We start from the raw sequence: 20,886 nt of genomic DNA, 5'->3' as shown, positions 1-20,886 counted from the left end.
GTGAACAGTCAACTGTTAACGCCGTGAACACTGAACTCGAATTTACTATTCCGATGAAGAGTGGATTTGATCTTACACAAGAAACCAGGTTTATTGACAAAAAACCTACGCTTTTAGATAATTTATGAGCAATAAACCAAGGTGATGATAGGATGCAGCCTCAGTCTTATTCTAGTTAATTCGCCGTTTCTGCCGCCCCAAAAGTTGAGCTGTTAATACGCCGCCGACAAAGCCAAAGAAATGCGCTTGCCAGGAAACTCCCGGCTGCGAGGGCAAAACTCCCCAAATTAAACTGCCGTAGAAGAAACCGACAATTAAAGATACCAAAATAGATGTAAAGCTGCGTTCAAAATAGCCCCGTAGCAGCAAGAAGCCGAAGTAACCAAAGATTAATCCGCTGGCACCAATGTGAACGGAATAGGGCGCGCCAGTCAGCCAAACTCCGAATCCGCTGACTAGCACAGTGACGGCACTCACAATAAAAAAGTCGCTAATTTCTCGCAGCATTATCAACCAACCCAATGTCACAAAAGGGAGGGTATTGGCGGCTAAGTGAGCAAAACTGCCATGCAGAAAAGGCATCAACAGGATGCCTTGAAGTCCGTCGAGGCTGCGGGGGCGGACTCCGTAGGCATTCAGCCTGCCTCGGAACAGGAATACATCGACAATTTCGATAATCCAGAGGAGGGAGACGAAGCCGCCGAGAATGGCGGCGTGGCTTTGCAATTCGCGGGTGATAGCTTTGGTTTCTGGGTTGCTCATGGGTGGTGAGGGCGGTGATACCGATTATTTCTCATTGTATGAGTTTCTGAGCGATCGCGAGCAAAGATTGTTGGGTCAAGGTTTCAGGGTTTTTTGCAGCAGAGCTTATTTAGAAATATTATAAGTTTTATTAAAAGTTCCGCATTTTCACGTATAGGATAATTCACCTGGATGCGTCACAATTGTAATTGAACTACAAAAGGAGAGTCAACCGAAGGTTGAAGCTAAAACGTAGAAGACAGAATTTTTACCCTATCAATCAATTGTTGGGCTTGAAATGAGGACACTTTTTAGAGCGCACACCGTCTTTTAAAAAATCAGGAACTACTTTTCTCGCCCTAAGTCATAAATTTAAGAAGTTCAATCCGGTAAAGCAAAACGAGATGCTGTAGATACTGATTGTAGATAATATCGCACAAGCTCTACAGAGAGTTCTTGGCACCTCGTTATAAAAGAGGAAGAGAGCAAAATGAACGTATTTGAGCATACAGTCTCCTACCGAACTCTGCCACATTGGGTAGGATTTGGCAAACAAGAAACCGCCGTTAATGTCGCTACAATTTCTCAACCTTACGGTCAAAAGCCACACTTTGACCCCTTGCATCCGCTAAAACAATGGCTTGATAACACTGCAATTAAAAGTCAAAAGTTGGCTCGGTTGCTGTGTAAGTTTATTCCCAGCCAGTGTCCGTTTGAGCGAGAAGTCAAAATTGGCGATCGCACTTTATTATCCATTCCGCCGCTGTGCAAGTTAAATCCGCTTTACGAGCAAGTGGTTGGGCTGCGCTTTCGAGCTTTGTGTTATTTGGCGGACGAGTGTGGCGAAGATGTAACTCCTTATTGTTAATTCTGCAAAAACTTAAATTTTTCACTGTCTTTTCACCCTCCCTTCTCCTTGTTGGGGAGGGTTTTTGTTTTGTGCAGGCTTTCCGGGATAAAAAGTGCGCTCAATTTCTTGATCGTCGAGTAAATCAGCTTTAAATCCCTTCTTTTTTTATTGATATTTACCTCAAGGGTAGTTGTTTGGGAGGTTTTGGTGGTTCGCCTCTTGCGTAACTTTATTGGGTAATCTCCCAAAAGATGTACGGTTCTGCCCCCGCCACAGCGCTATGAGCTAGATACCATTAGAAAAGTGTCAATCGATTTTAGATTTTAGATTTTAGATTTTAGAGGCGACCCCAGGGATAAATGCGGGGGCTTGAGGATTTTCGATTTTCGATTTTGGATTGGTTCCACGGATAAATCACGTGGCGAGTACCACCTTTGAAATTCTTGGTCAAGGACATCACCAATCTATGTAGGTTGAGCAGTGGAGTGGGGCAACCCACAATTAAAGTTCAGGTTTACTCCCCACATTTTTTACAAAATTGATATATTAGTAATTTGGGCAAATATTTAAGCGATTTCAAGAATATAACTAACACTAAATGTCAAACTCACGAACTCGGTAATTACCGGGTACAATTTATCAAATATTTCAAGAATATAACTAATACAAAGTGTTGAAAAAAACGTTTTTTGCCGTAATTATTGCGCTTTTATCTTTTATGGTTGCACTCATCCTATCAGCTCAAAGTTCTGAGGCTGTCAATGAACTATATGTATTTGGGGACAGCCTTTCGGATATGGGAATGGTGTTTCGATCGAGCGGGGGTCAATATCCGCCTCGTTCGACTTACTTTCAAGGGCGTTACTCGAATGGTAAAGTTTGGGTAGAGTATCTTGCCGATCGCCTAAAGTTGCCGCCTGAACGAGTCACTAATTTAGCCTATGGAGGTGCAACAACGGGGAGCGATCGCAATAGCCTTGTCCCTGGTGTGTTAGCTCAAGTTCAGTCATGGACTAAATCCCAAAAACAGGCAAATCCTCATGCGCTGTATGTACTGTGGGCGGGTGCAAATGACTATTTGCAGGGGGTAAATAATGCGAATGTTCCCGTTGAAAATGTGGGGAGGGCGATCGCGTCTCTTGCTGATGTGGGTGCCAAAAATATCCTGCTGGCAAATTTACCAGATTTGGGGCAGTTACCGGCGACGCGAACAGGCGCTAATTCTGCAAGGCTGACTGCATTAACACAAGCACACAATCAGGGTTTGAGGCGGACGGTTAAGGTATTAAGTCAACAGCATTCTGACTTAAAGATTGCGACTCTGGATGCTAATGCGCTTTATCGGGAAGCGATCGCAAACCCGGCTAAATATGGCTTGACTAATGTGACGAGTGCGTGTTTATCGGGTGGAGGTGTTTGTGGTAGTCCCGATCGATTTTTGTTTTGGGACGGCATTCATCCGACGACTGCCGCACACAAAATTTTGGGGGAAGCAGCATCCGCAATTGTGCAGGAGAGCGGGATGATTAAATCTGGATTGGGGACGCTTCGGTAAACCATTTTAAGGCTCGACGGGCGCCACAAGACCGGGATGCTCCCTTGGAGTAGAGGTTGACATGATTTTTTGCATGAGAGCAAGATTGGCTCATCTGATATTGTAGAAATTTCTCTCGTGGGCGATCGCACTTTATTATCCATTCCGCCACTGTGCAAGTTAAATCCGCTTTACGAGCAAGTGGTTGGGCTGCGCTTTCGAGCTTTGTGTTATTTGGCTGACGAGTGCGGCGAAGATGTAACTCCTTATTGTTAATGCTGCAAAAACTTATATTTCTCACTGTCTTTTCACCCTCCCGTCTCCTTGTTGGGGAGGGTTTTTTTATTGTGAGATTATTAAGCGGTTGAAACCTGTTAACCTCAAACTTAAATGTGGCGAAGCACCGGTCATTTGAGTTCGAGGTTAAATTACACAAACTTTCGTCTGTCTCAGCAGACAAGCCAGATATTCTGTTAGAACCCCGGCTTTTTGAAGAAGTCGGGGCTTGAAAGAGCGATCGCATTTAAATACTAAAGGGAGCGAATCACTCGTTGTTCGAGAATGCGTTTGCCTTTGTTATAAATACTAAGGCTAGCTCCTGTAACGATGTAATCGTAGGTGCCATTTTTTGCCACGTAACCAGTCCCCTCTTCAGTTCGAGCACGCAGGGCGATTGTGCTGCCGTTACTCTTTTTAACGCCGTAGTAATATAGTTGATTGGCCCTGTTGTAGCACAGATAAATCCGAAAGTTGCTGGTCTCGAAATAGTTTTCCACTTTCTGTCTTTTGCGAGCACAAAAATCCCTCACCAGTTTTTGGGGAGTGGATACATTAGCTATTTGTATGGTTTCAATCGGAGACTGAATGCGAGACGTTGTTGGTGCGGTGCTTGTGTTCGATTGTCCTAAAGCTAAGGTTGCCGCTGGATTGCTGGCAAATAGCATTAAACCGAGTAAGCTGGTTTGTGTGAGTCTTGCTGTGAAGTTCATAAGTCATTCCTTTAAAATATGTTGATGCGTCTAATCTAGGTAAGTTGGATTGATGAGGGCGAGCGAACAGTACAGTTTTCACAATTGGCCTCAAGGAGGAAATCCTGGGATGCAATTTCCGTTTCCCCTGAGAGATGGCACTATTCTCAATAAGCTTTTAGGGGCAGGCTAGAAGCCCGCCCCACAATAGGATTGAATGTATAGTCGAAAGCTGGTTACTGAGAATGATATTTTTATGGGAGTTTCCCTGCAACTGAGTAGCCGGCGGACAATTAAATAACTGGCACTTTCGATTGCTGATAGGACTTATGCACTAACAGGCGATCGCGAGGACAAAGCAGAGAATGATTTTAAATATTGGGCGCCAACTGCGGGCGCTGATGCTAGTTTTCATCAATTTCGATAAGTGCGATCGCGCGACACGCCCCCGTAACCCACGAGGGAACTGTTTACGTGTCGCTTTTGGGATCTTCAGGCCCAGAGGGTACTTCTCCCCTTTGTTGGGCTTCCAATAAAGCCGTTTCCACGAGAAAGGCTATCAGGTTAGCCGTGGATCTGCCTTGCTTGTCAGCCCATCGATCCAAAGCTTCATATACGTAATCAGGAAAGGTAACGTGAACGCGCTTGCTCAATGTAAATGTTTGTTTGTTTGCCAACGCTCTTAATGGTACAAGCTTACGCTCCCGATCGTGTTGTTACCCTATTCTTAAAAATCTACTGACACATATTTGGGCTTATTATGTTACAATTCCTCTAATCCCATCAAGGCTCAGTCAAAAGCCAGTCCGATGCTTTCCGAGGGCTCAGGACTGGCTATGGCTCCAATTAACAAGGAGATACACCTATTATGCCGTATGAGAAACGTCTCAAGCCGTGGATCGTGGTTCGTTTGCTTCCAAATCTACAAAGGGTCGTTATCGGTCGCTTTCGCAGTTGGTCAGATGCAGAGGGTCATTTGCGAGTTCTCCAACAACTGCTTCCCGCGGCTCGATTGACCTTAGTTTTCGATCCAATCGATTAATTTTGGTTGCGAGTTGATAAGCGTGCGATCGCCCTTAGTTGAAAGAGGGCGATCGTAGATGTTGGAATCTTATCAAAAACAGGCTTTCCGGCCTGTTCCCCAAAGAATGGTTTTTGTTGTGGGGTGTAGGGGTTGGGCAGGAGAGCCCGCGCCTACTTTCGGGCAATGTTAAACTGGACGCAAAATATAAATTGAGTTGGGAAAAAAACCGTGACAGCTATTCTACAAGCAACAGAACAGCCAACAGCACAGCGCTACTTCACTCCCGAAGAATATCTAGCCCTGGAAGAAGCAGCAGAGTATAAAAGTGAATATCGCGACGGAGTAATTATTCCTATGACAGGTGGAACTACGAATCACAATCAAATCGCTGGAAATATTTATATCGCATTAAGTCTTGGCCTCAAAAAACAGGACTATAGAGTGTTTTTCGGCGACGTGCGTCTGTGGCTGCCGAAAAAGCGAACTTATACTTATCCCGATGTGATGGTAATTCCGGGGACACCTGAGTATTTCAATAATCGCCAGGATACGGTGATGAATCCTCAAGTGATTGTGGAAGTTTTATCGAAATCTACGAAAGCTTACGATCGCAGCGATAAGTTTAAGTTTTATCAAACGCTGCCGACATTTCAAGAGTATATTCTGATTGACCAATCTCAGGTTTATGTAGAACAGTATTGTAAGTTGGCAAACAAGCGGTGGTCGTATAGTCAGTACGATGAGGAGGATGCGGCGCTAGTTTTGAATTTCTTTCAAGTTGAAGTAGCGCTGGCTGATGTCTATGAGAAGGTGGATTTTGAGGCGGAAAATGAGCCAGAAGAAAGCGGGGAGGAATAAGGGCGATCGCTTTCTTGGAAATGCGGGTTATCATTTAAGTGAGCGATTCCCTACCCTGCGGGAACGCTTCGCGAACGGGATAGCTTCGCACGCGCGTACTCAAAAGAAATATTTGTTCAACATCCTTGCGGGAGAACATCAACATGACAGGCACTTTGCAAACAACCGAGCAACGTTACTGCACAGAAGAGCAATATTTAGCACTGGAAGAAACAGCAGAGTACAAAAGCGAATATCTCGACGGCGAAATTATTCCTATGACAGGCGGATCTACGAATCACAATCGGATCGCAGGAAACGTTTACATTGCTTTAAATTTCGCTCTTCCAGAACAAGAGTATGATGTCTTCATCGGTGACGTGCGTCTGTGGATACCAAAAGTGCGACTGTACACTTATCCCGATGTAATGGTAATTTTTGGGCTACCTGAGTACCGCAACAATCGCACAGACACGATTACCAACCCTCAAGTTATTGTGGAAGTTTTATCAAAGTCTACTAAAAACTACGATCGAGTTGACAAGTTTACATTTTACAAAACTATTCCTTCTTTTCGAGAATACATTCTGATTGACCAAACAAAAATCAAAATCGAGCAGTATTCTAAGACCGAGAATAAAAGATGGTTGTATAGCGAGTATGATGAGGAAGATACGGCATTAGTGTTTAATTCCTTTCAGCTAGAAGTTCCTCTATCTGCTATTTATAAGAAAGTGAGTTTTGAGCAAGTTGAGCAAGAAGATAGTCAAAATGAGGAGTGAGAGCGATTCCCTACCCTACCCTACGGGGAACGCTTCGCGAACGGGATAGCTTCGCACGCGTACTTGGTTTGAAAAGGGCGATCGCTCATGCCTGGTGTTAATACCAATTCTCCAAACTCTTGCAACAATTATGAGTTTTTGGTTTGTTTACGCTCACGCTTCAGGTAAGGTGCGTCGCTTGGAGATTGTCGCTCTTTTTTAGGATTGGCAGGTGGCGACGCACCCTACAGCTACTGTTGCATGAGTTTTGAGAATTAGTATAAACTGAATCTAGCGGTAGTGTTAAGCAAGGAAAAAATAGCCGTGATACCTATTCAAGAACAAATTGTTGACAAACTGAAAAATTTCTCTGAAATCGAACTGCAAGAAATCCTCAACTTTGCTGATTTTTTGTTATGGCAACGGAGGAAGCAGGAAGTATCTTCACCACGCGAGGAAACTGGCAACAGCAAACCAGCAAATATGGATGAAGAGTGCGAAGTTCATTATGTTGGTGGAGTCTTAGTCGTCAAAGCATCATCAGTAAAAACTAAATAGCTTTCATTCGTAATTACCAAGTAAATCAGCTTTCAATTGTTCTAGAGTACCGCCTTTGGCATTCCCTGGTTTGAACGCGGTTAGGGTTTATCTAGCATTTCTAGCAATTTATTCGCGACGATTTTTAATTATTATAGCAATTTTTATCGTGGGCGATCGCACTTTTATTTCCCTGCCTCTAAACACTATCTAAACATTCATGTTTCCCGGACTCAAACTCCCGCCGCTTTCTACGCTGCAACAGCGCATCTATGGCTGGATTGATCGTTTCCTGAACTTCTCCATTTTCACCGTGAATTACCACATCAAGCCATTGAGCTTTTGCAGAACCCACTGCATATTTAAACGCTGCTTCCTGAGTGGGAAATACCTTTTGACTTGACTCTACATTTTCCTCTGTCACCGCCCACCCATTGGGATGAGGTGTTACGTGCAGTTTGCGGTTCAATTCCTTCAATACCCGCTGGCGCAACCCAATTAAAGTAATGCCGACAATAGTTTCACTATCCTCATGATAGCGGGCGATCGCGCCATCGCTAATGTCCACAGCTACAGCTTCGCGCGGTTCTCCCAGCGAGAGATATAGAACATCCGCTTCTTTATCGTAGAAACCCGTAATAGTTGTGGAATCTTCGAGAATCTTTACTGTTTTATCCATATAATTCGCTTATTTGATGATGGCTGTTTTCTCAGGTAAGCTGTTGTGATAAATCCATCATAGATACCGTAGGGTGCGTCGCTATCTAACATCTCCGAACTCAATCGAAAATCTTATAGCGACGCACCATACCAGAACTCTCAAAATACCATTTTTTACCCTCAATCAACCGCAATCCCACTCGTAGATAACATCGCTAAAATCCAATTTTTGTAATGCTGATTCTTTGACAAAAAAGTTACCTACGCCACCATCGCCCCACATAATATCTATTACCTCATTTCCATCGGTATCCATTTGAAATAAAAGGCTATAGGGATCGCTTTCGCAATCTGGTCTAGGATCGTGTGATTGAAAAGAATCATGATAGCCACCAATTTTATGACCGCCAGGGGCGCATAGATCCATATAATCATCCTCGAGTTGCTCGTCTTCTCTAAATAATTGATAAAAATCTTCTCCTAAAAGTTTTGTAAGCCCCTCATCGCAATCACTAATTGGCGCATACTTTTTAGTAAACTGCAAACTGCAACTTCCCCAAATAGGCCCGCGTTCAAATTTGGGCAAAAAATCATAATTGGTGATGATATTCTCAAGGTTGAGATCGGGTTCAGGAAAATATAAAATTTGAAAAATATCTTCACCAGAGTCGAAAGATAAGCCATAAAGACATAATTCATCATCTGGAAGATAAAACTGCAAGATTCCTCGATCGGGAAAACCTTCAAGATGCGGTACTTCGGAAAAGTTGATTTGGGCAAGCAATAAGAAGCAATCGCCATTAGGAGTTTTAGGATACTCGAATCCTTTAGGTAAGTATGGCAACCCACCAAATTTACTTTGCCACCAGTTCGCAGGTTCGTTGTTTTCAATTGTAATTTCAATATAGGGTTTGATAGTTAATTCGATTCGATCGCGATACTTTTCTAGTTTGGGAGATAGCGGCACATCAAGTTTGTAGTTCATAAACCGATCGCAACTTAACTTATTTTAACTCCAAAACAAAACTTTGCAAGGTGGGCAAATGCCCACCCCAACAATAAACTACGCGCCGACAGATTCCTTCGCTGCGTACAGCACCTCAACGGTAATCTTATCAATCCCCCGATCGCGCGCAAACTTCTCAGTATTTCGCTTCACCTTACCCCGCACAAAACCAGGGATTTTATTCAACTCAGCCTGTCCATCCTTCGTCCAACCCATATCAGAGTCAGCCGAAATACCCTTCGTAATCACTTCCTTGGTATCGTGGCCGCCGAAGATTTCCAGCAAGTGGTCTTCCATTCCCAAAGTGAAGGAATTGTAGACCAAATCAACGCACTGATTCGTGCCTTCATAACCCAAAAATGGCTTGTAGCCGATCGGGAAATTTTGGACGTGAATCGGTGCAGCAATTACGCCGCAGGGAATATCCAACCGCTTACCTACGTGGCGTTCCATTTGCGTACCGAAAATTGCCGAAGGTTCCGCTTTGGCGATCGCATCTCCGATCGCCCCGTGATCGTCCGTCACCAGCACTTCATCGCAATACTCGCTAACCTGTTCCCGGAACCAGTCAGCGTCGTGTTTGCAGTAGGTTCCTGCCCACACAACGTGGATTCCCATCTCGCGAGCCAAAATCTTCGTCATCGCCGCAGCGTGGGTATTATCGCCAAATACGACGGCTTTTTTGCCGGTTAAGTTTTGGCAGTCGATCGATCGCGAAAACCAAGCAGCCTGCGACACAAACCGCGTTTGTTGGTCAATAAAATTTTCGTAATCAACATCCGCACCTTGAGCGTTCAAAACTTGCTGAATCTTGCGGATACAGCGCGCAGTTTCCACCACACCCATCGGCGTAATATCCACCATCGGCGTACCGAATTCTTTTTGCAAATACTCCCCGGCCATCATCCCCAATTCCCGATAAGGAACCAAGTTAAACCAGGCGCGCGGCAGTCTTTTTAAGTTATGAACCGAAGCACCTTCGGGAATAACTTCGTTGACTTCAATGCCCAAATCTGCCATCAAACGTTTCAACTCGGTGCAGTCGTGCTGGTTGTGGAAACCCAGGGTAGACATACCGATAATGTTGACAGATGGTTTTTCGCTTTTGGCTTCTACTAAATCGCCTTTTTTGCGGGCTTTGTTAATGTAAAATTGGACGATTTGATCCAAAGTGCGATCGGCTGCTTGCAGTTCGTTGACGCGGTAATGGTTAACATCCGCCAGCAATACATCGCCTTTGGCATCCAATTGAGCTCGTTCCACGAAGTTTTCCAAGTCTTCTTGCAGAATGCTGGAGGTGCAAGTCGGGGTGAGCACGATTAAATCTGGGTGTTCTTCTCTGTCTTTGCGGGTGATGTTGTCCACCACCCGTTCTTGCGAACCCCGCGCCAGTACGTGTCTGTCAACGACGCTGGTAGTTACCGGGGTGAAATCCCGTTCCCTCTCCAGCATGGAACGCATGACGTTGAAATAGTCGTCTCCAATGGGTGCGTGCATGATTGCATGGACGTTTTTGAAGGAAGTGGCGACGCGCAAGGTGCCGATGTGGGCTGGGCCTGCGTACATCCAATAAGCCAATTTCATAGTTTTTTTCCTGGTGCTGGTTGAGAATTGCCCGATCGGGCGATTACTGCTAAATTTTAAGGTTGTTTCTGATTTTCTCACCGGATGAATCCTTGAGAAATACTAAGTTTCTGAGGATTTACACATTTGGGAAATGCTCAAACGCTTTGCCCGCTTGGCATTTGACTCGCAATTCAAACAACTTTACCTGGGTTTTATGGCAATAATTCTTAATCTTTCCTAAAATTTTCTTAAGAGTTAGGCAAATTTGATTAATGTAGGGTTCGCTGCCGCGCACCAGACAAGGTGCAATAATTCTGCATTTTTTGTCAAATTTACTCTGCTCAAACGGTCAATCGATTTTAGATTTTAGATTTTAGATTTTAGATTAAAGAATTGAAGCATTGACCCCACGGATAAATTGGGGGGGCAAGTTTCATCGGATACAGGTTTTTTATTTCTGGGTCCTGAGTCTGCGAAGGAATGAATTCGGGGGCTTGTCTCCTGGATGCTTTCGGTCAATCGATTGCGCGATTTGAGATTTTCGATTAAAGATTAAAGAATTGAAGCCTTGACCCAGCCCAAAAACGGATACGCTGCCACGTACAGGAGTCGTGGAAAGATAAAAATTGTAGACCCTAGTTCAAGCTCCCAGATTTATCTGTGGGGTAAATCTAAAATCTAAAATCTAAAATCTAAAATCGACTGACCCCACGGATAAATTCGGGGGTTCCTTTATCGGATACAGGTTTTTTATTTCTCCACCCATGAAGCCGGGGGCTTGTATCCTAGATGCTTTCGGTCAGTTAGCTAAACAGACGGGAATCCCCGCACTATATCGCTTCGATTAGTGTGGGATGAAAGGCGCGTGAGGTGAGGATTCCACCCGTCTAGCAATTCAAAACTATGTTTTGAATTGCTAGACGGGTGGATGACGAAACAAACAAACTCTTTGTTTAACGAGTCTATTTTGTACTTCAATATACTTTACTCATGCACTTGACAGTAAATAAAGTATTCTGGTACAGTAACACTAATTGATATGTACCGACCACGCCAAAGGAATGAGAAGCTCTTACCAATATCGATTACGTCCAACAAAGTTACAAGCCATTGAAATCGACAGATGGCTGTCGATGCTATGGGCTCAATACAATTACTTGTTGGCTGATAGATTCAATTGGTACGAGCAAAACCGTTCTCCCATCAATGCGTGTCCGCTAGTTTGCCATTTACCCGAACTGCGGGATAATCCCGAATATTACAGTCAGAAAAAAACGTTACCTCAACTCAAGAAAACTCATCCTTGGTATGCTGAGATTTACTCTCAAGTTCTTCAAGATGTAGTTAAGCGAGTTAAGGTATCTTTTGATCGTTTCCTAAAAGGTGATAGCAACGGAAAGCGTAGTGGCAGACCGAGATTTAAACCACGCAGTCGTTATCGCACGTTCACTTATCCTCAAGTTAAAGACGGTTGTTTACAAAATAACTTAATTAACTTGCCGATGCTTGGAAAAGTTAAGGTTGTTTTACACCGTTCCATACCTAATGGATTCAAAATCAAAACCGTCTCTATCACTAAAAAGGCTGATGGGTACTATCTTACGCTCTCCCTAGAAGATTCAACAGTTCCTACGATTAAACCAGATTTTAATCCTCAAAAGATTACTGGAATTGATGTTGGGCTAAAGAATTTCTTGACAACCTCTGAGGGCGAAACAGTTGCAATTCCTCAACATTACCGCAAAGCCGGGAAACGTCTGCGAACTATTCAGAAGCGAGTATCGCGTCGTAAAAAAGGTAGCAACCGGAGACAGAAAGCAGTTAAGCAACTGGGAAAATGTCACAAGAAAGTAGCAGAGAAGCGTAAAGACTTTCATTTTAAGACGGCTAACGAGCTGTTGAAAAAATATGATGTTGTTGCGGTTGAAAATTTGAATATTAAAGGACTGGCTCGTACAAAATTAGCTAAATCTGTGTTGGATGCTGGGTGGTCAAGCTTTCTGTCGATTCTAACAAATAAAGCCGTAAATGCTGGTGTGTTGGTAATCCCAGTAAGTGCCTACAATACTTCACAAGATTGCTCTAGTTGTGGCGAAAAAGTACCAAAAAAGCTGCATATTCGTTGGCATGACTGCCCTCACTGTGGGTGTAGTCTAGACCGCGATCATAATGCAGCAATAGGAATCAAAAATAGGGCGGTGGGTCATCCCGTGCTTAAAGCTCAGTCAATGTCCGAAGCAATAGCTGGAGTCACTGAGAAGCCTACACCAATGGTGACAGCTTGTGTTGGTGTAGGAGTATGTCACTATTGTTAATCGATGGTCAAAATAGATAGAACTGAAGGAACTTGCAGCTTCCGAAGCAACACTTAACTCCCTCCGCGCCTCGGTCGCCAATTATAGTTAAGATTTGCATCGGCCGTTGTTTTGAAGCACCCCAAATTCGTGCCCGATCGCCGGAAAAAATAAATCTTTCAGCACTTGCGTATTTTCACGAGATGTGGTGACGCTCCACTAAAGTCAAGCGATTGCTTGGAATCTGAGATGATTTAGTTGTCAACATGGCGATCGAGCATTAAAGTAAATGCTTGCACAAATCCTGTATTTGTGATTTTGTTTACCTAACTGCTGAGGTGACGAAAGCCCCAGCGTGCTTTTGTCAGCAGTAGCTCATTCCTGTCAAGGCCTGCTTTCCCACACATCCCAAAAGATAGCTCTTGAGCGATAATGAAGAATAACATAGGATTTAGGATAATAAACCCGATTTACCCGAAAAAATCTTGGGTTTGTCAACGACTAGCAACGAAGAAACCGGGTTTCTAGCCCGCCGCGCGTCAGTCCTGTAACATTGACCAAGCACACCTAATTTGAGAGAACCCAACTATGATGGCAATTCCCGGCGTTGCAGTTCTCGCTCTCATTTATGAAAGCAGCACTTCCCTGGTTTACCGCGGCCACAACGAGCAGAACAACCAACCTGTTATTATCAAACTTATCAAAGAAGACTATCCGACTCCTGAAGAACTGAATAGATACAAGCGCGAATATGAGATCACTGCCAACTTAAGCCTGTTGGACGGAGTTGTGAAAGTGTATAAGTTGCAACAGGTTAGAAATAGTCTGGCAATGATTTTAGAAGATTTTGGCGGGGAATCTTTAAAAATTTTTATGGGATCCCAAAAATTTACCCTTTTAGGATTTCTGACTACTGCCATCAAAGTTGCTGAAACTTTGGGAGAAATTCACGGGAAAAATGTAATTCATAAAGATATAAATCCCTCTAATATAGTTTTTAATCCTGCTACCGGACAAGTTAAACTAATAGATTTCAGCATCTCAACAGCATCCAACCTGGAAAATATTCCCAGTAAAAATCCCAATTTTCTAGAAGGCACCTTAGCCTATATGTCTCCCGAACAAACCGGTAGAATGAACCGGGTAGTCGATTACCGCACCGACTTTTATTCCCTCGGCGTGACCTTCTATGAAATCCTGGCAGGACAACTCCCTTTTCCCACTACAGATCCTATGGAGTTAGTTCACTGTCACATCGCCAAACAGCCAGTACCTCTCGCTGAAATAGCCCCAGAAATTCCTAAAGCTGTTTCAGATATTGTGATGAAATTGTTAGCAAAAACCGCTGAGGAGCGCTATCAAAGTGCTTGGGGACTAAAAGCAGATTTGGAATCCTGCCTGTTTCAGTGGCAAACATCTGGGTTTGTTTCCGATTTTCCTCTCGGTCGCCAAGATATTTCCGACAAATTTCAAATACCTCAAAAACTTTACGGCAGACAGCGAGAAGTTGAAACTCTTTTAGCGGCATTTGAACGGGTAGCAGCAACAAATAATCGAGGCTACCGCACCGACGATTCTCAAATTTCAGTCATCAAAAAAGAGTTCAAATCAAAAAAAGAAGTTCCCTTGTCAGTCCTAGCGAGAGGACAACATAAATCCCGCAGCGAGATGATGCTGATTGCCGGTTATTCCGGCATTGGAAAATCTGCAATGGTGAAGATTTTAGACAAACCTATTACCCGCAGACGTGGATATTTTATTTGGGGAAAGTTTGACCAGTACAAGCGGACTATTCCTTATTCTGCCGTTGTCAGCGCTTTTTCGGAATTGGTGCGGCAACTCTTAACTGAAAGCGAAGCTCAATTAGCAGTTTGGCGCGAAAAACTCCGCACTTCCTTCGGTCAAAACGGACAAATTATTATTGATGTCATTCCCGAAGTTGAACTAATTGTCGGAGCTCAGTCTCCTGTAGCTGAATTGGGGCCGACGGAATCTCTGAACCGCTTTAATTTAGTATTTCAAAATTTCATTCGCGTATTTTGCCAGCCAGAACATCCGCTGGTCATTTTTCTCGACGATTTGCAGTGGGCTGATTCGGCTACTCTCAAATTGATCGAATTGATGATGACAGATGAAGCTACGCAATATCTGTTTTTAATTGGTGCTTATCGGGATAATGAAGTTAGTCCTACTCATCCTTTAATGATGACTGTGGAGACGCTGCGAAATCAGGAAGCTATCATTAATCAGATTGCTTTGTCGCCGCTGGGGGTGGAAAACATAACTCATTTGATTGCGGAGACTTTGCACAGCGATCGAGAATCTGTCAAACCGTTAGCTGAATTGGTAATCAGCAAAACCGACGGCAATCCTTTTTTTGTAAATCAATTCCTACAAACATTGTATCAGGAAAACCTGCTAGTTTTTCACCCGCCACAGTCGGGGAGCAAGGGCGGCTGGCATTGGGATATGACTCAAATTGAGCAGTGCGCGATCACTGACAATGTAGTAGATTTGATGGTACAAAAATTGAGAAAACTGCCAAGCTCAACGCAGCAAGTTTTGCGTTTAGTGGCTTGTTTGGGCAACGAATTTGACTTAAATACTCTTTCTTTAATTAATGAAAAAGAAGCCTCGGAAACTTTTTCTCACCTGTTGCCCGCGATTAAGTCGGGACTGATTCTGCCAACTTCGGAATTGGAAAGCAAGTCATTAGATTACGTGCTGTTTCCGCTATTAATTCTGAATTATAAATTTTTGCACGATCGCGTACAGCAAGCAGCTTACGCTCTGATCGACGACTCGCAAAAAAAGGCAGTTCACCTGAAAATAGGCAGGCAAATCCTAGAAAACACCCCGGCTGAATATCGCGCTGACAGAATCTTTGAATTAGTCGATCACTTGAATGTGGCTCGATCGCTAATTAAAGACGATCGAGAATTAATTGAACTGGCAACGCTGAATTTAGACGCCGCCCGCAGAGCCAAAGATGCCACTGCTTATGTTGCTGCCTTGCAGTATTTGACCGCAGGCATGGACGGTTTGAGCGCCGATATTTGGGATGCCCACTACGATTTAGCCTTTGCCTTGCACATGGAGCGGGCAAATGTTGAGTATTTAAACGGTTTTTTTGAGAAGTCTGAAGAATTTATTAATATAACTCTGGAAAAAGCGCGATCGCCCTTAGAAAAGGTAGAAATTTACAACCTGCTGATCGTGCAGTACACCCTGCGGGCGAAGTACGAAGAAGCCGTTAAAGCCGGAATCAAAGCTTTGGACTTGCTAGGCATTGACTTACCCCTAGACGGGCTACAAAAAGTCATATCCGAAGAATTTGCAGCAGCCACAAATATTTTAGCAGGTAGAGAAATAGCTTCCCTAATTGACGCCCCCGAAATGACTGTACCCGACAAAAAAGTTGCAGTCAAATTAATTACAAACTTGCTGACATCGGCGTACCTTAAAAATCCAGACTTGTGGAAAGTCAGCGTTTTAAAAGGAGTCAATCTTTCTCTACAATACGGTTTAGTACCCGAAGCCTCTCTTTGCTATGCTGGCTACGGTATGTTCTTAAACGCAGTTTCGGGAGATTACAAAGCTGCGTATCAATTCGGCTTGCTATCGCTGAATCTCAGCGAAAAATCGGGCAATATCGGCTTGAAGTGCAGAGCTTGTTCATCCCTGGTCAGTATTTTTTATTACTGGTTCAACCACATCAAAGATTCCCACGCGATCAGCAATGAAGGATATCAAGCAGCTTTAGAATCAGGAGATTTAGAGTATGCGGGTTATATCCTGTCCAACCGCATAGCTAACTCATTTTTTCAAGGTAAAGAAATATCGCAAATTCTGGTCGATACGAGCAGGTATTTGCAGTTCAGCCAAAAAACCAAAAATCAGCTCGTAACCGATATATTATTAGGGGTAGAGTTAATCCTGCGTAACTTGAGCAAACTAACTCCTGAAAAGTTTGTATTTGAAAGCGAAGATATCAGCGAAGCTGAATACGTACACAACTGCCAAGCTCATCAAAATTTGTACTCGCTCTGCCTTTATCAGATTCGCAAATGCCAGGTAATGTACTGGTACGGCAACTTCAACGAAGCGCTACAACTAGCTTTTGAAGTAGAAAAACAGCTATCTTTTATTACTGGAGCCATACCCGCTACCGAATGGAATTTTTTCTTTTCTCTAACTTTAGCCGCCGTTTTCCCAAATGTTTCAGAAGAGAAGCAAAAGGAATATTTGGAAAAGTTAGAGGAAAACCAAAAACAGATGAAAATTTGGGCAGACAACTGTGCCGAAAATTTTCTGCACAAGTACCTTTTAGTACAAGCAGAAATAGCCAGAATTTCCAAGAAAGATTCAGAAGCTGTAGAACTGTACGATTTCTCTATAAATTTAGCCCAAGACAATGAATTTGTCCAAAATGAAGCGCTAGCTAATGAACTAGCAGCTAAGTTTTGGTTGAGTAAAGGCAAGTATCAATATGCCAAAATCCACTTGCGCGAAGCTCACTCGTGCTACTTGCGCTGGGGTGCAGTTCGCAAAGTAGAAGATTTAGAACAGAAGTATCCGCAGTTGCGGGAAATGACCCCGATCAACGGAAGTTTTAACAACAATCAAACTACCACAACTATTCATACTTCTACGGGCAGCGATGCGAGAGTCCTGGATTTGGCAACGGTAATGAAAGCATCTCTGGCGATTTCTAGCGAAATTGTCCTCGATAAGTTGCTGGCTTCTTTGATGAGAATCTCCTTAGAAAATGCGGGTGCTCAATTAGGTTTTCTGATTTTAGTCAGAGATGGTCAACTGTTGATTTCAGCTAAAGCCTCAGTATTTGCTGAAGATGTAGCTGTGCTGCAATTTACGCCTGTTGAAGGCTATCAGGATTTACCTGTGACGGTTATTAATTATGTGGAAAGGACTCGCTCGGATTTGGTGTTGAGCAATGCGGCGGCTGAGGGACTATTTACAGCAGATCCTTACGTTGCCAAACACAAACTCCAATCTATTTTGTGTACTCCCATCATCAATCAAGGGAAACTAATCGGCATTCTTTATTTAGAAAACAATTTGACTGTCGGAGCATTTACTCCCCACAGATTGGAAGTTTTAAGGTTGCTTTCTTCCCAAGTTGCTATTTCTTTGGAAAATGCTCTACTTTACAATTCTGTGGAACAGAAAGTGCAAGAGCGGACGCAGGAGTTAAATGAAAAAAACGAGCGTTTAGAACAAACTTTGCGCGAACTTAAACTAACTCAAGCTCAATTAATCCAAACGGAAAAGATGTCTAGTTTGGGGCAAATGGTCGCTGGTGTAGCTCACGAAATTAATAATCCTGTAAGTTTCATCTACGGCAATCTTAATCCGGCTAGCGAATACGTTAAAGACTTGTTAAAATTGATTGAGCTTTACCAGCAGCACTATCCAGAGCCTGCTGAGGAAATTCTCGAAGAAATAGAAACAATTGAGCTGGAATTCTTGAGCGAGGATTTGCAAAAGCTGCTGGATTCCATGAAAGTGGGAGCGGAAAGAATCCGGGATATTGTGCTAAGCTTGCGGAATTTCTCGCGCCTCGACGAAGCGCAAATGAAGTCGGTAGATATCCATCAAGGCATCGACAGTACGGTGATGTTGCTGCAACCGCGCCTGAGAAAAGAGGGCGGGCGTTTGGGAATTGAGGTGATTAAAAATTACAGCACGCTACCCCTAATTACTTGTTATGCGTCTCAGTTGAATCAGGTGTTTATGAATATTTTGACAAATGCGATCGATGCTCTCCTCGTAGCAAGAGATTGCCCGGAAAACTCTCATAAACAGCCTACTATTACAATTTCTACAGAGGTGACAGACAGGAATTCTGCCATAATTAGAATTGCCGACAGCGGGCCGGGGATGAGCACTGAGGTGCTGCACAAGATATTCGATCCATTTTTTACAACTAAGCCCGTGGGTTCGGGAACTGGTTTGGGATTGTCTATTTCTCACTCGATTGTTGTCAGTTCTCATGGCGGAAAATTGACTTGCGTTTCTGCACCCGGAGAGGGAAGCGAGTTTATTATTGAAATTCCGATCGCCCCACGGCAAGTTTTGTAATCGGCGCTACTATCAACCCACAGCATTGCTGAAAGAGTAATGATGTTTCAGGGAAAATGGAAGAATAAACGTCTCTACCTCTCTTTATCTGCGTAAATCCGCGTCCATCCATTGTCATCTGAGGTGAATACATTCTCTTTTTTTAACCGCCGATGAGGGCAGATAAACACAGATAAACGCAGATGAATTAGATATATTCCGGTTGCGCCGTTCGTGATTGTTGACCCTTCTGCGAAGCTGAGTGGGCATAGCTGTTGCAGGAATTCATACAATAAGTTAGTGATAAAGTTTCCAGCATTCTCGCGCAATTTCCCAATCCTCCTGCGTGTGAATTACCAAAATTCTCACCGCTGAATCCACTGCCGCAATATCTTGATCGATCGGTGAATGTTGATTTTTCTCCTCATCCAATTTTAACCCTATAAATCCAAAAGCTTCGCAAGCGGCATCCCGCACAACAGCAGAATTTTCGCCAACTCCCGCCGTAAAAATTAAAGCATCCAACCCTCCTAAACTCGCCAGCATGGCACCAATTCCGGCACGCAAACGGTGGATGTAAATATCCAAAGCAAGTTGAGCTCTCTGATTACCTTGGGCGATCGCATCTCCAATCTGCCGCAGATCGCTAGACACGCCTGAAATCCCTTTTAAACCAGAATTTCGATTGAGAATACCATCAAGTTTCTCAGCAGTAAAATCGGATTGTTTTAACAGATGAATGAGAATGCCTGGATCGATCGAACCCGATCGACTTCCCATCATCAAACCTTCCAGAGGCGTAAATCCCATCGTGGTGTCAACACTCCAGCCACCCCGAATGGCCGCCAGAGAACATCCGTTGCCCAAATGACAGCTAACCAACCGCAAATCTGCCACATCTCGACCCAGAAGGTCGGCGGCCCGACGCGCGCAATATTGATGGCTAATCCCGTGAAAACCGTAGCGCCGAATCCCATTTTCCAGCCATTCATAGGGGCCGGGATAAACAAAGGCTGCGGGCGGCAATTGTGCGTGAAAAGCTGTATCAAATACTGCTACTTGCGGCACATCTTCGAGGATTTTTTCAATCGCTTCGATACCTTCGAGGTTAACCGGATTGTGGACAGGGGCGAAAACAGATAAACGGGCGATCGCCTTTTTAACATCCGGCGAAATTAACGTACTTTGCTGATAATCTTCCCCGCCGTGTACGACGCGGTGGCCGACAATATTAATCTCTTTTAAATCATTAATTGTTTGAGTTCTTCCCCTCCAAAGACTCTCCAGCATTCGAGAAATAGCATCTTTGCGAGACTCGGATGCAAATTCCTCCTCAAGCCGATCGCCTTTTGCTGTTTTGACTTTCAACTCTGCTATACCCTGCTGGTGAGTCCAATCAATTTGAGCTGACCAGAGGGGTTGCAAAGGTCGATCGGGGAGGACATCGTTTAACTCGTAAAGACAGCTCTTTTGACTGCTAGAACCCGCATTTAACACCAGTATTTTCATGCTTTATTATTTCCTGTTGATTCGTTCTTTCGATCGCTAGGCGATTGCAATCGCATCTTGTCCAACTTTCATCCGCCTGCACAGACGAAGAAACCTTGAGATCCTGGGAAAATTTTTAAGAAATATGTCGAAAAATTAACTCTTAATGCAATGTGTAGCGAACAGTTGCATTTTTTTGATATATCTTCTATGCACATTTTCGTTTACTAAAGTTTAAGGAGTCGATCGATGTTTACACCAATTTTACTTGCCGTTGCCCCCAGAACCATAGAGTGGAGCCCCACGATCGGTTTGATTATGATTCTTTGCAATATTTTAGCTATTGCGATCGGCAAATCAACCATCCAAAAGCCTCACACAGGCCCAGCAATGCCCTCATCCAGTATGTTCGGCGGTTTGAGTTTGGGTGCAGTTGTGGGAACTATGGCATTTGGTCATATTTTGGGAGCAGGTGCTATTTTAGGATTGTCTAACTTAGGCGCGATTTAGTTGCAGAATAGAGGGTACGCAGTACGCGC

Annotated in this window: 15 protein-coding genes and 1 pseudogene; 9 read left to right on the top strand and 7 right to left on the bottom strand. The window is 43.8% G+C overall.

The features are described 5' to 3' along the window. Nucleotides 1–171 precede the first annotated feature (171 nt). The gene (locus QUA00_RS03060) at nucleotides 172–762 is read right to left on the bottom strand and encodes a rhomboid family intramembrane serine protease (protein ID WP_333408645.1); all 591 of its coding nucleotides are present in this window, start codon (nucleotides 760–762) and stop codon (nucleotides 172–174) included. 469 nt (nucleotides 763–1,231) lie between these two features. Here QUA00_RS03060 and QUA00_RS03055 point away from each other — a divergent pair, with 469 nt between their 5' ends. From QUA00_RS03055 to QUA00_RS03045, 3 genes and pseudogenes are all read left to right on the top strand, one after another. Next, the gene (locus QUA00_RS03055; RefSeq protein WP_333408644.1) at nucleotides 1,232–1,609 is read left to right on the top strand and encodes a Mo-dependent nitrogenase C-terminal domain-containing protein; all 378 of its coding nucleotides are present in this window, start codon (nucleotides 1,232–1,234) and stop codon (nucleotides 1,607–1,609) included. Between the two features lie 652 nt (nucleotides 1,610–2,261). Further along, the gene (locus QUA00_RS03050) at nucleotides 2,262–3,146 is read left to right on the top strand and encodes an SGNH/GDSL hydrolase family protein (protein WP_333144250.1); all 885 of its coding nucleotides are present in this window, start codon (nucleotides 2,262–2,264) and stop codon (nucleotides 3,144–3,146) included. Between the two features lie 120 nt (nucleotides 3,147–3,266). After that, a pseudogene (locus QUA00_RS03045) lies at nucleotides 3,267–3,401 on the top strand (Mo-dependent nitrogenase C-terminal domain-containing protein); the annotation flags it as partial. A 254-nt stretch (nucleotides 3,402–3,655) separates the two neighbouring features. Here QUA00_RS03045 and QUA00_RS03040 read toward each other — a convergent pair. Further along, nucleotides 3,656–4,114, bottom strand: a complete 459-nt coding sequence (locus QUA00_RS03040) for a hypothetical protein (protein ID WP_333408643.1) — start codon at nucleotides 4,112–4,114, stop codon at nucleotides 3,656–3,658. A gap of 449 nt (nucleotides 4,115–4,563) precedes the next feature. Continuing rightward, nucleotides 4,564–4,770 (bottom strand): ribbon-helix-helix domain-containing protein, encoded by a 207-nt coding sequence (locus QUA00_RS03035; RefSeq protein ID WP_333108327.1) that lies wholly within the window; start codon nucleotides 4,768–4,770, stop codon nucleotides 4,564–4,566. A gap of 575 nt (nucleotides 4,771–5,345) precedes the next feature. Here QUA00_RS03035 and QUA00_RS03030 point away from each other — a divergent pair. The 3 genes from QUA00_RS03030 to QUA00_RS03020 all read left to right on the top strand — a co-directional run bounded on the left by QUA00_RS03030 (nucleotide 5,346) and on the right by QUA00_RS03020 (nucleotide 7,273). Beyond that, the gene (locus QUA00_RS03030; RefSeq protein ID WP_333144253.1) at nucleotides 5,346–5,975 is read left to right on the top strand and encodes a Uma2 family endonuclease; all 630 of its coding nucleotides are present in this window, start codon (nucleotides 5,346–5,348) and stop codon (nucleotides 5,973–5,975) included. 143 nt (nucleotides 5,976–6,118) lie between these two features. Further along, nucleotides 6,119–6,736: a Uma2 family endonuclease gene (locus QUA00_RS03025; protein WP_333144254.1), complete on the top strand. Its 618-nt coding sequence runs from the start codon at nucleotides 6,119–6,121 to the stop codon at nucleotides 6,734–6,736. A gap of 303 nt (nucleotides 6,737–7,039) precedes the next feature. Continuing rightward, nucleotides 7,040–7,273, top strand: a complete 234-nt coding sequence (locus tag QUA00_RS03020; protein ID WP_333408642.1) for a hypothetical protein — start codon at nucleotides 7,040–7,042, stop codon at nucleotides 7,271–7,273. A 178-nt stretch (nucleotides 7,274–7,451) separates the two neighbouring features. Here QUA00_RS03020 and QUA00_RS03015 read toward each other — a convergent pair whose 3' ends face one another. From QUA00_RS03015 to bchB, 3 genes are all read right to left on the bottom strand, one after another. Beyond that, nucleotides 7,452–7,931 carry a DUF2188 domain-containing protein gene (locus QUA00_RS03015; RefSeq protein ID WP_333144257.1) on the bottom strand — a complete coding sequence of 160 codons (480 nt, stop codon included), beginning with the start codon at nucleotides 7,929–7,931 and terminating at the stop codon, nucleotides 7,452–7,454. Nucleotides 7,932–8,096: 165 nt separating this feature from the next. Next, entirely contained in the window at nucleotides 8,097–8,897 is an 801-nt protein-coding gene (locus QUA00_RS03010) for a DUF1963 domain-containing protein (protein ID WP_333144258.1), read from the bottom strand. Nucleotides 8,898–8,975: 78 nt separating this feature from the next. Beyond that, complete coding sequence (bchB, locus tag QUA00_RS03005) at nucleotides 8,976–10,502, bottom strand: ferredoxin:protochlorophyllide reductase (ATP-dependent) subunit B (RefSeq protein ID WP_190659189.1); 1,527 nt, start codon at nucleotides 10,500–10,502, stop codon at nucleotides 8,976–8,978. A gap of 1,043 nt (nucleotides 10,503–11,545) precedes the next feature. Between bchB and QUA00_RS03000 the strand changes: the two genes are divergently transcribed. Then, nucleotides 11,546–12,799 (top strand): transposase, encoded by a 1,254-nt coding sequence (locus QUA00_RS03000; protein ID WP_333056613.1) that lies wholly within the window; start codon nucleotides 11,546–11,548, stop codon nucleotides 12,797–12,799. 567 nt (nucleotides 12,800–13,366) lie between these two features. Continuing rightward, the gene (locus tag QUA00_RS02995) at nucleotides 13,367–18,880 is read left to right on the top strand and encodes an AAA family ATPase (protein ID WP_333408641.1); all 5,514 of its coding nucleotides are present in this window, start codon (nucleotides 13,367–13,369) and stop codon (nucleotides 18,878–18,880) included. A 276-nt stretch (nucleotides 18,881–19,156) separates the two neighbouring features. Here QUA00_RS02995 and QUA00_RS02990 read toward each other — a convergent pair whose 3' ends face one another. After that, the gene (locus QUA00_RS02990) at nucleotides 19,157–20,368 is read right to left on the bottom strand and encodes an acetate kinase (protein WP_333408640.1); all 1,212 of its coding nucleotides are present in this window, start codon (nucleotides 20,366–20,368) and stop codon (nucleotides 19,157–19,159) included. A 228-nt stretch (nucleotides 20,369–20,596) separates the two neighbouring features. On the opposite strand from QUA00_RS02990, the gene psaK reads away from it, so the two are divergent. Continuing rightward, a complete protein-coding gene (gene psaK / locus QUA00_RS02985; RefSeq protein ID WP_333200839.1) occupies nucleotides 20,597–20,857 on the top strand; it encodes a photosystem I reaction center subunit PsaK in 261 nt (86 codons plus the stop codon). Nucleotides 20,858–20,886: the final 29 nt, after the last annotated feature.

Origin of the sequence: Microcoleus sp. T2B6 (assembly GCF_036700475.1) — a bacterium.
Lineage (GTDB): Bacteria > Cyanobacteriota > Cyanobacteriia > Cyanobacteriales > Microcoleaceae > Microcoleus.
This window is presented reverse-complemented; position numbering and strand designations above follow the sequence as displayed.

Coding starts and splice junctions, on each gene's coding strand:
- QUA00_RS03025 (WP_333144254.1), top strand. CDS start 6,119: ATGACAGGCACTTTGCAAACAACCGAGCAACGTTACTGCACAGAAGAG.
- bchB (WP_190659189.1), bottom strand. CDS start 10,502: ATGAAATTGGCTTATTGGATGTACGCAGGCCCAGCCCACATCGGCACC.
- QUA00_RS03040 (WP_333408643.1), bottom strand. CDS start 4,114: ATGAACTTCACAGCAAGACTCACACAAACCAGCTTACTCGGTTTAATG.
- QUA00_RS03015 (WP_333144257.1), bottom strand. CDS start 7,931: ATGGATAAAACAGTAAAGATTCTCGAAGATTCCACAACTATTACGGGT.
- QUA00_RS03010 (WP_333144258.1), bottom strand. CDS start 8,897: ATGAACTACAAACTTGATGTGCCGCTATCTCCCAAACTAGAAAAGTAT.
- psaK (WP_333200839.1), top strand. CDS start 20,597: ATGTTTACACCAATTTTACTTGCCGTTGCCCCCAGAACCATAGAGTGG.
- QUA00_RS03055 (WP_333408644.1), top strand. CDS start 1,232: ATGAACGTATTTGAGCATACAGTCTCCTACCGAACTCTGCCACATTGG.
- QUA00_RS02990 (WP_333408640.1), bottom strand. CDS start 20,368: ATGAAAATACTGGTGTTAAATGCGGGTTCTAGCAGTCAAAAGAGCTGT.
- QUA00_RS03060 (WP_333408645.1), bottom strand. CDS start 762: ATGAGCAACCCAGAAACCAAAGCTATCACCCGCGAATTGCAAAGCCAC.
- QUA00_RS02995 (WP_333408641.1), top strand. CDS start 13,367: ATGATGGCAATTCCCGGCGTTGCAGTTCTCGCTCTCATTTATGAAAGC.
- QUA00_RS03000 (WP_333056613.1), top strand. CDS start 11,546: ATGAGAAGCTCTTACCAATATCGATTACGTCCAACAAAGTTACAAGCC.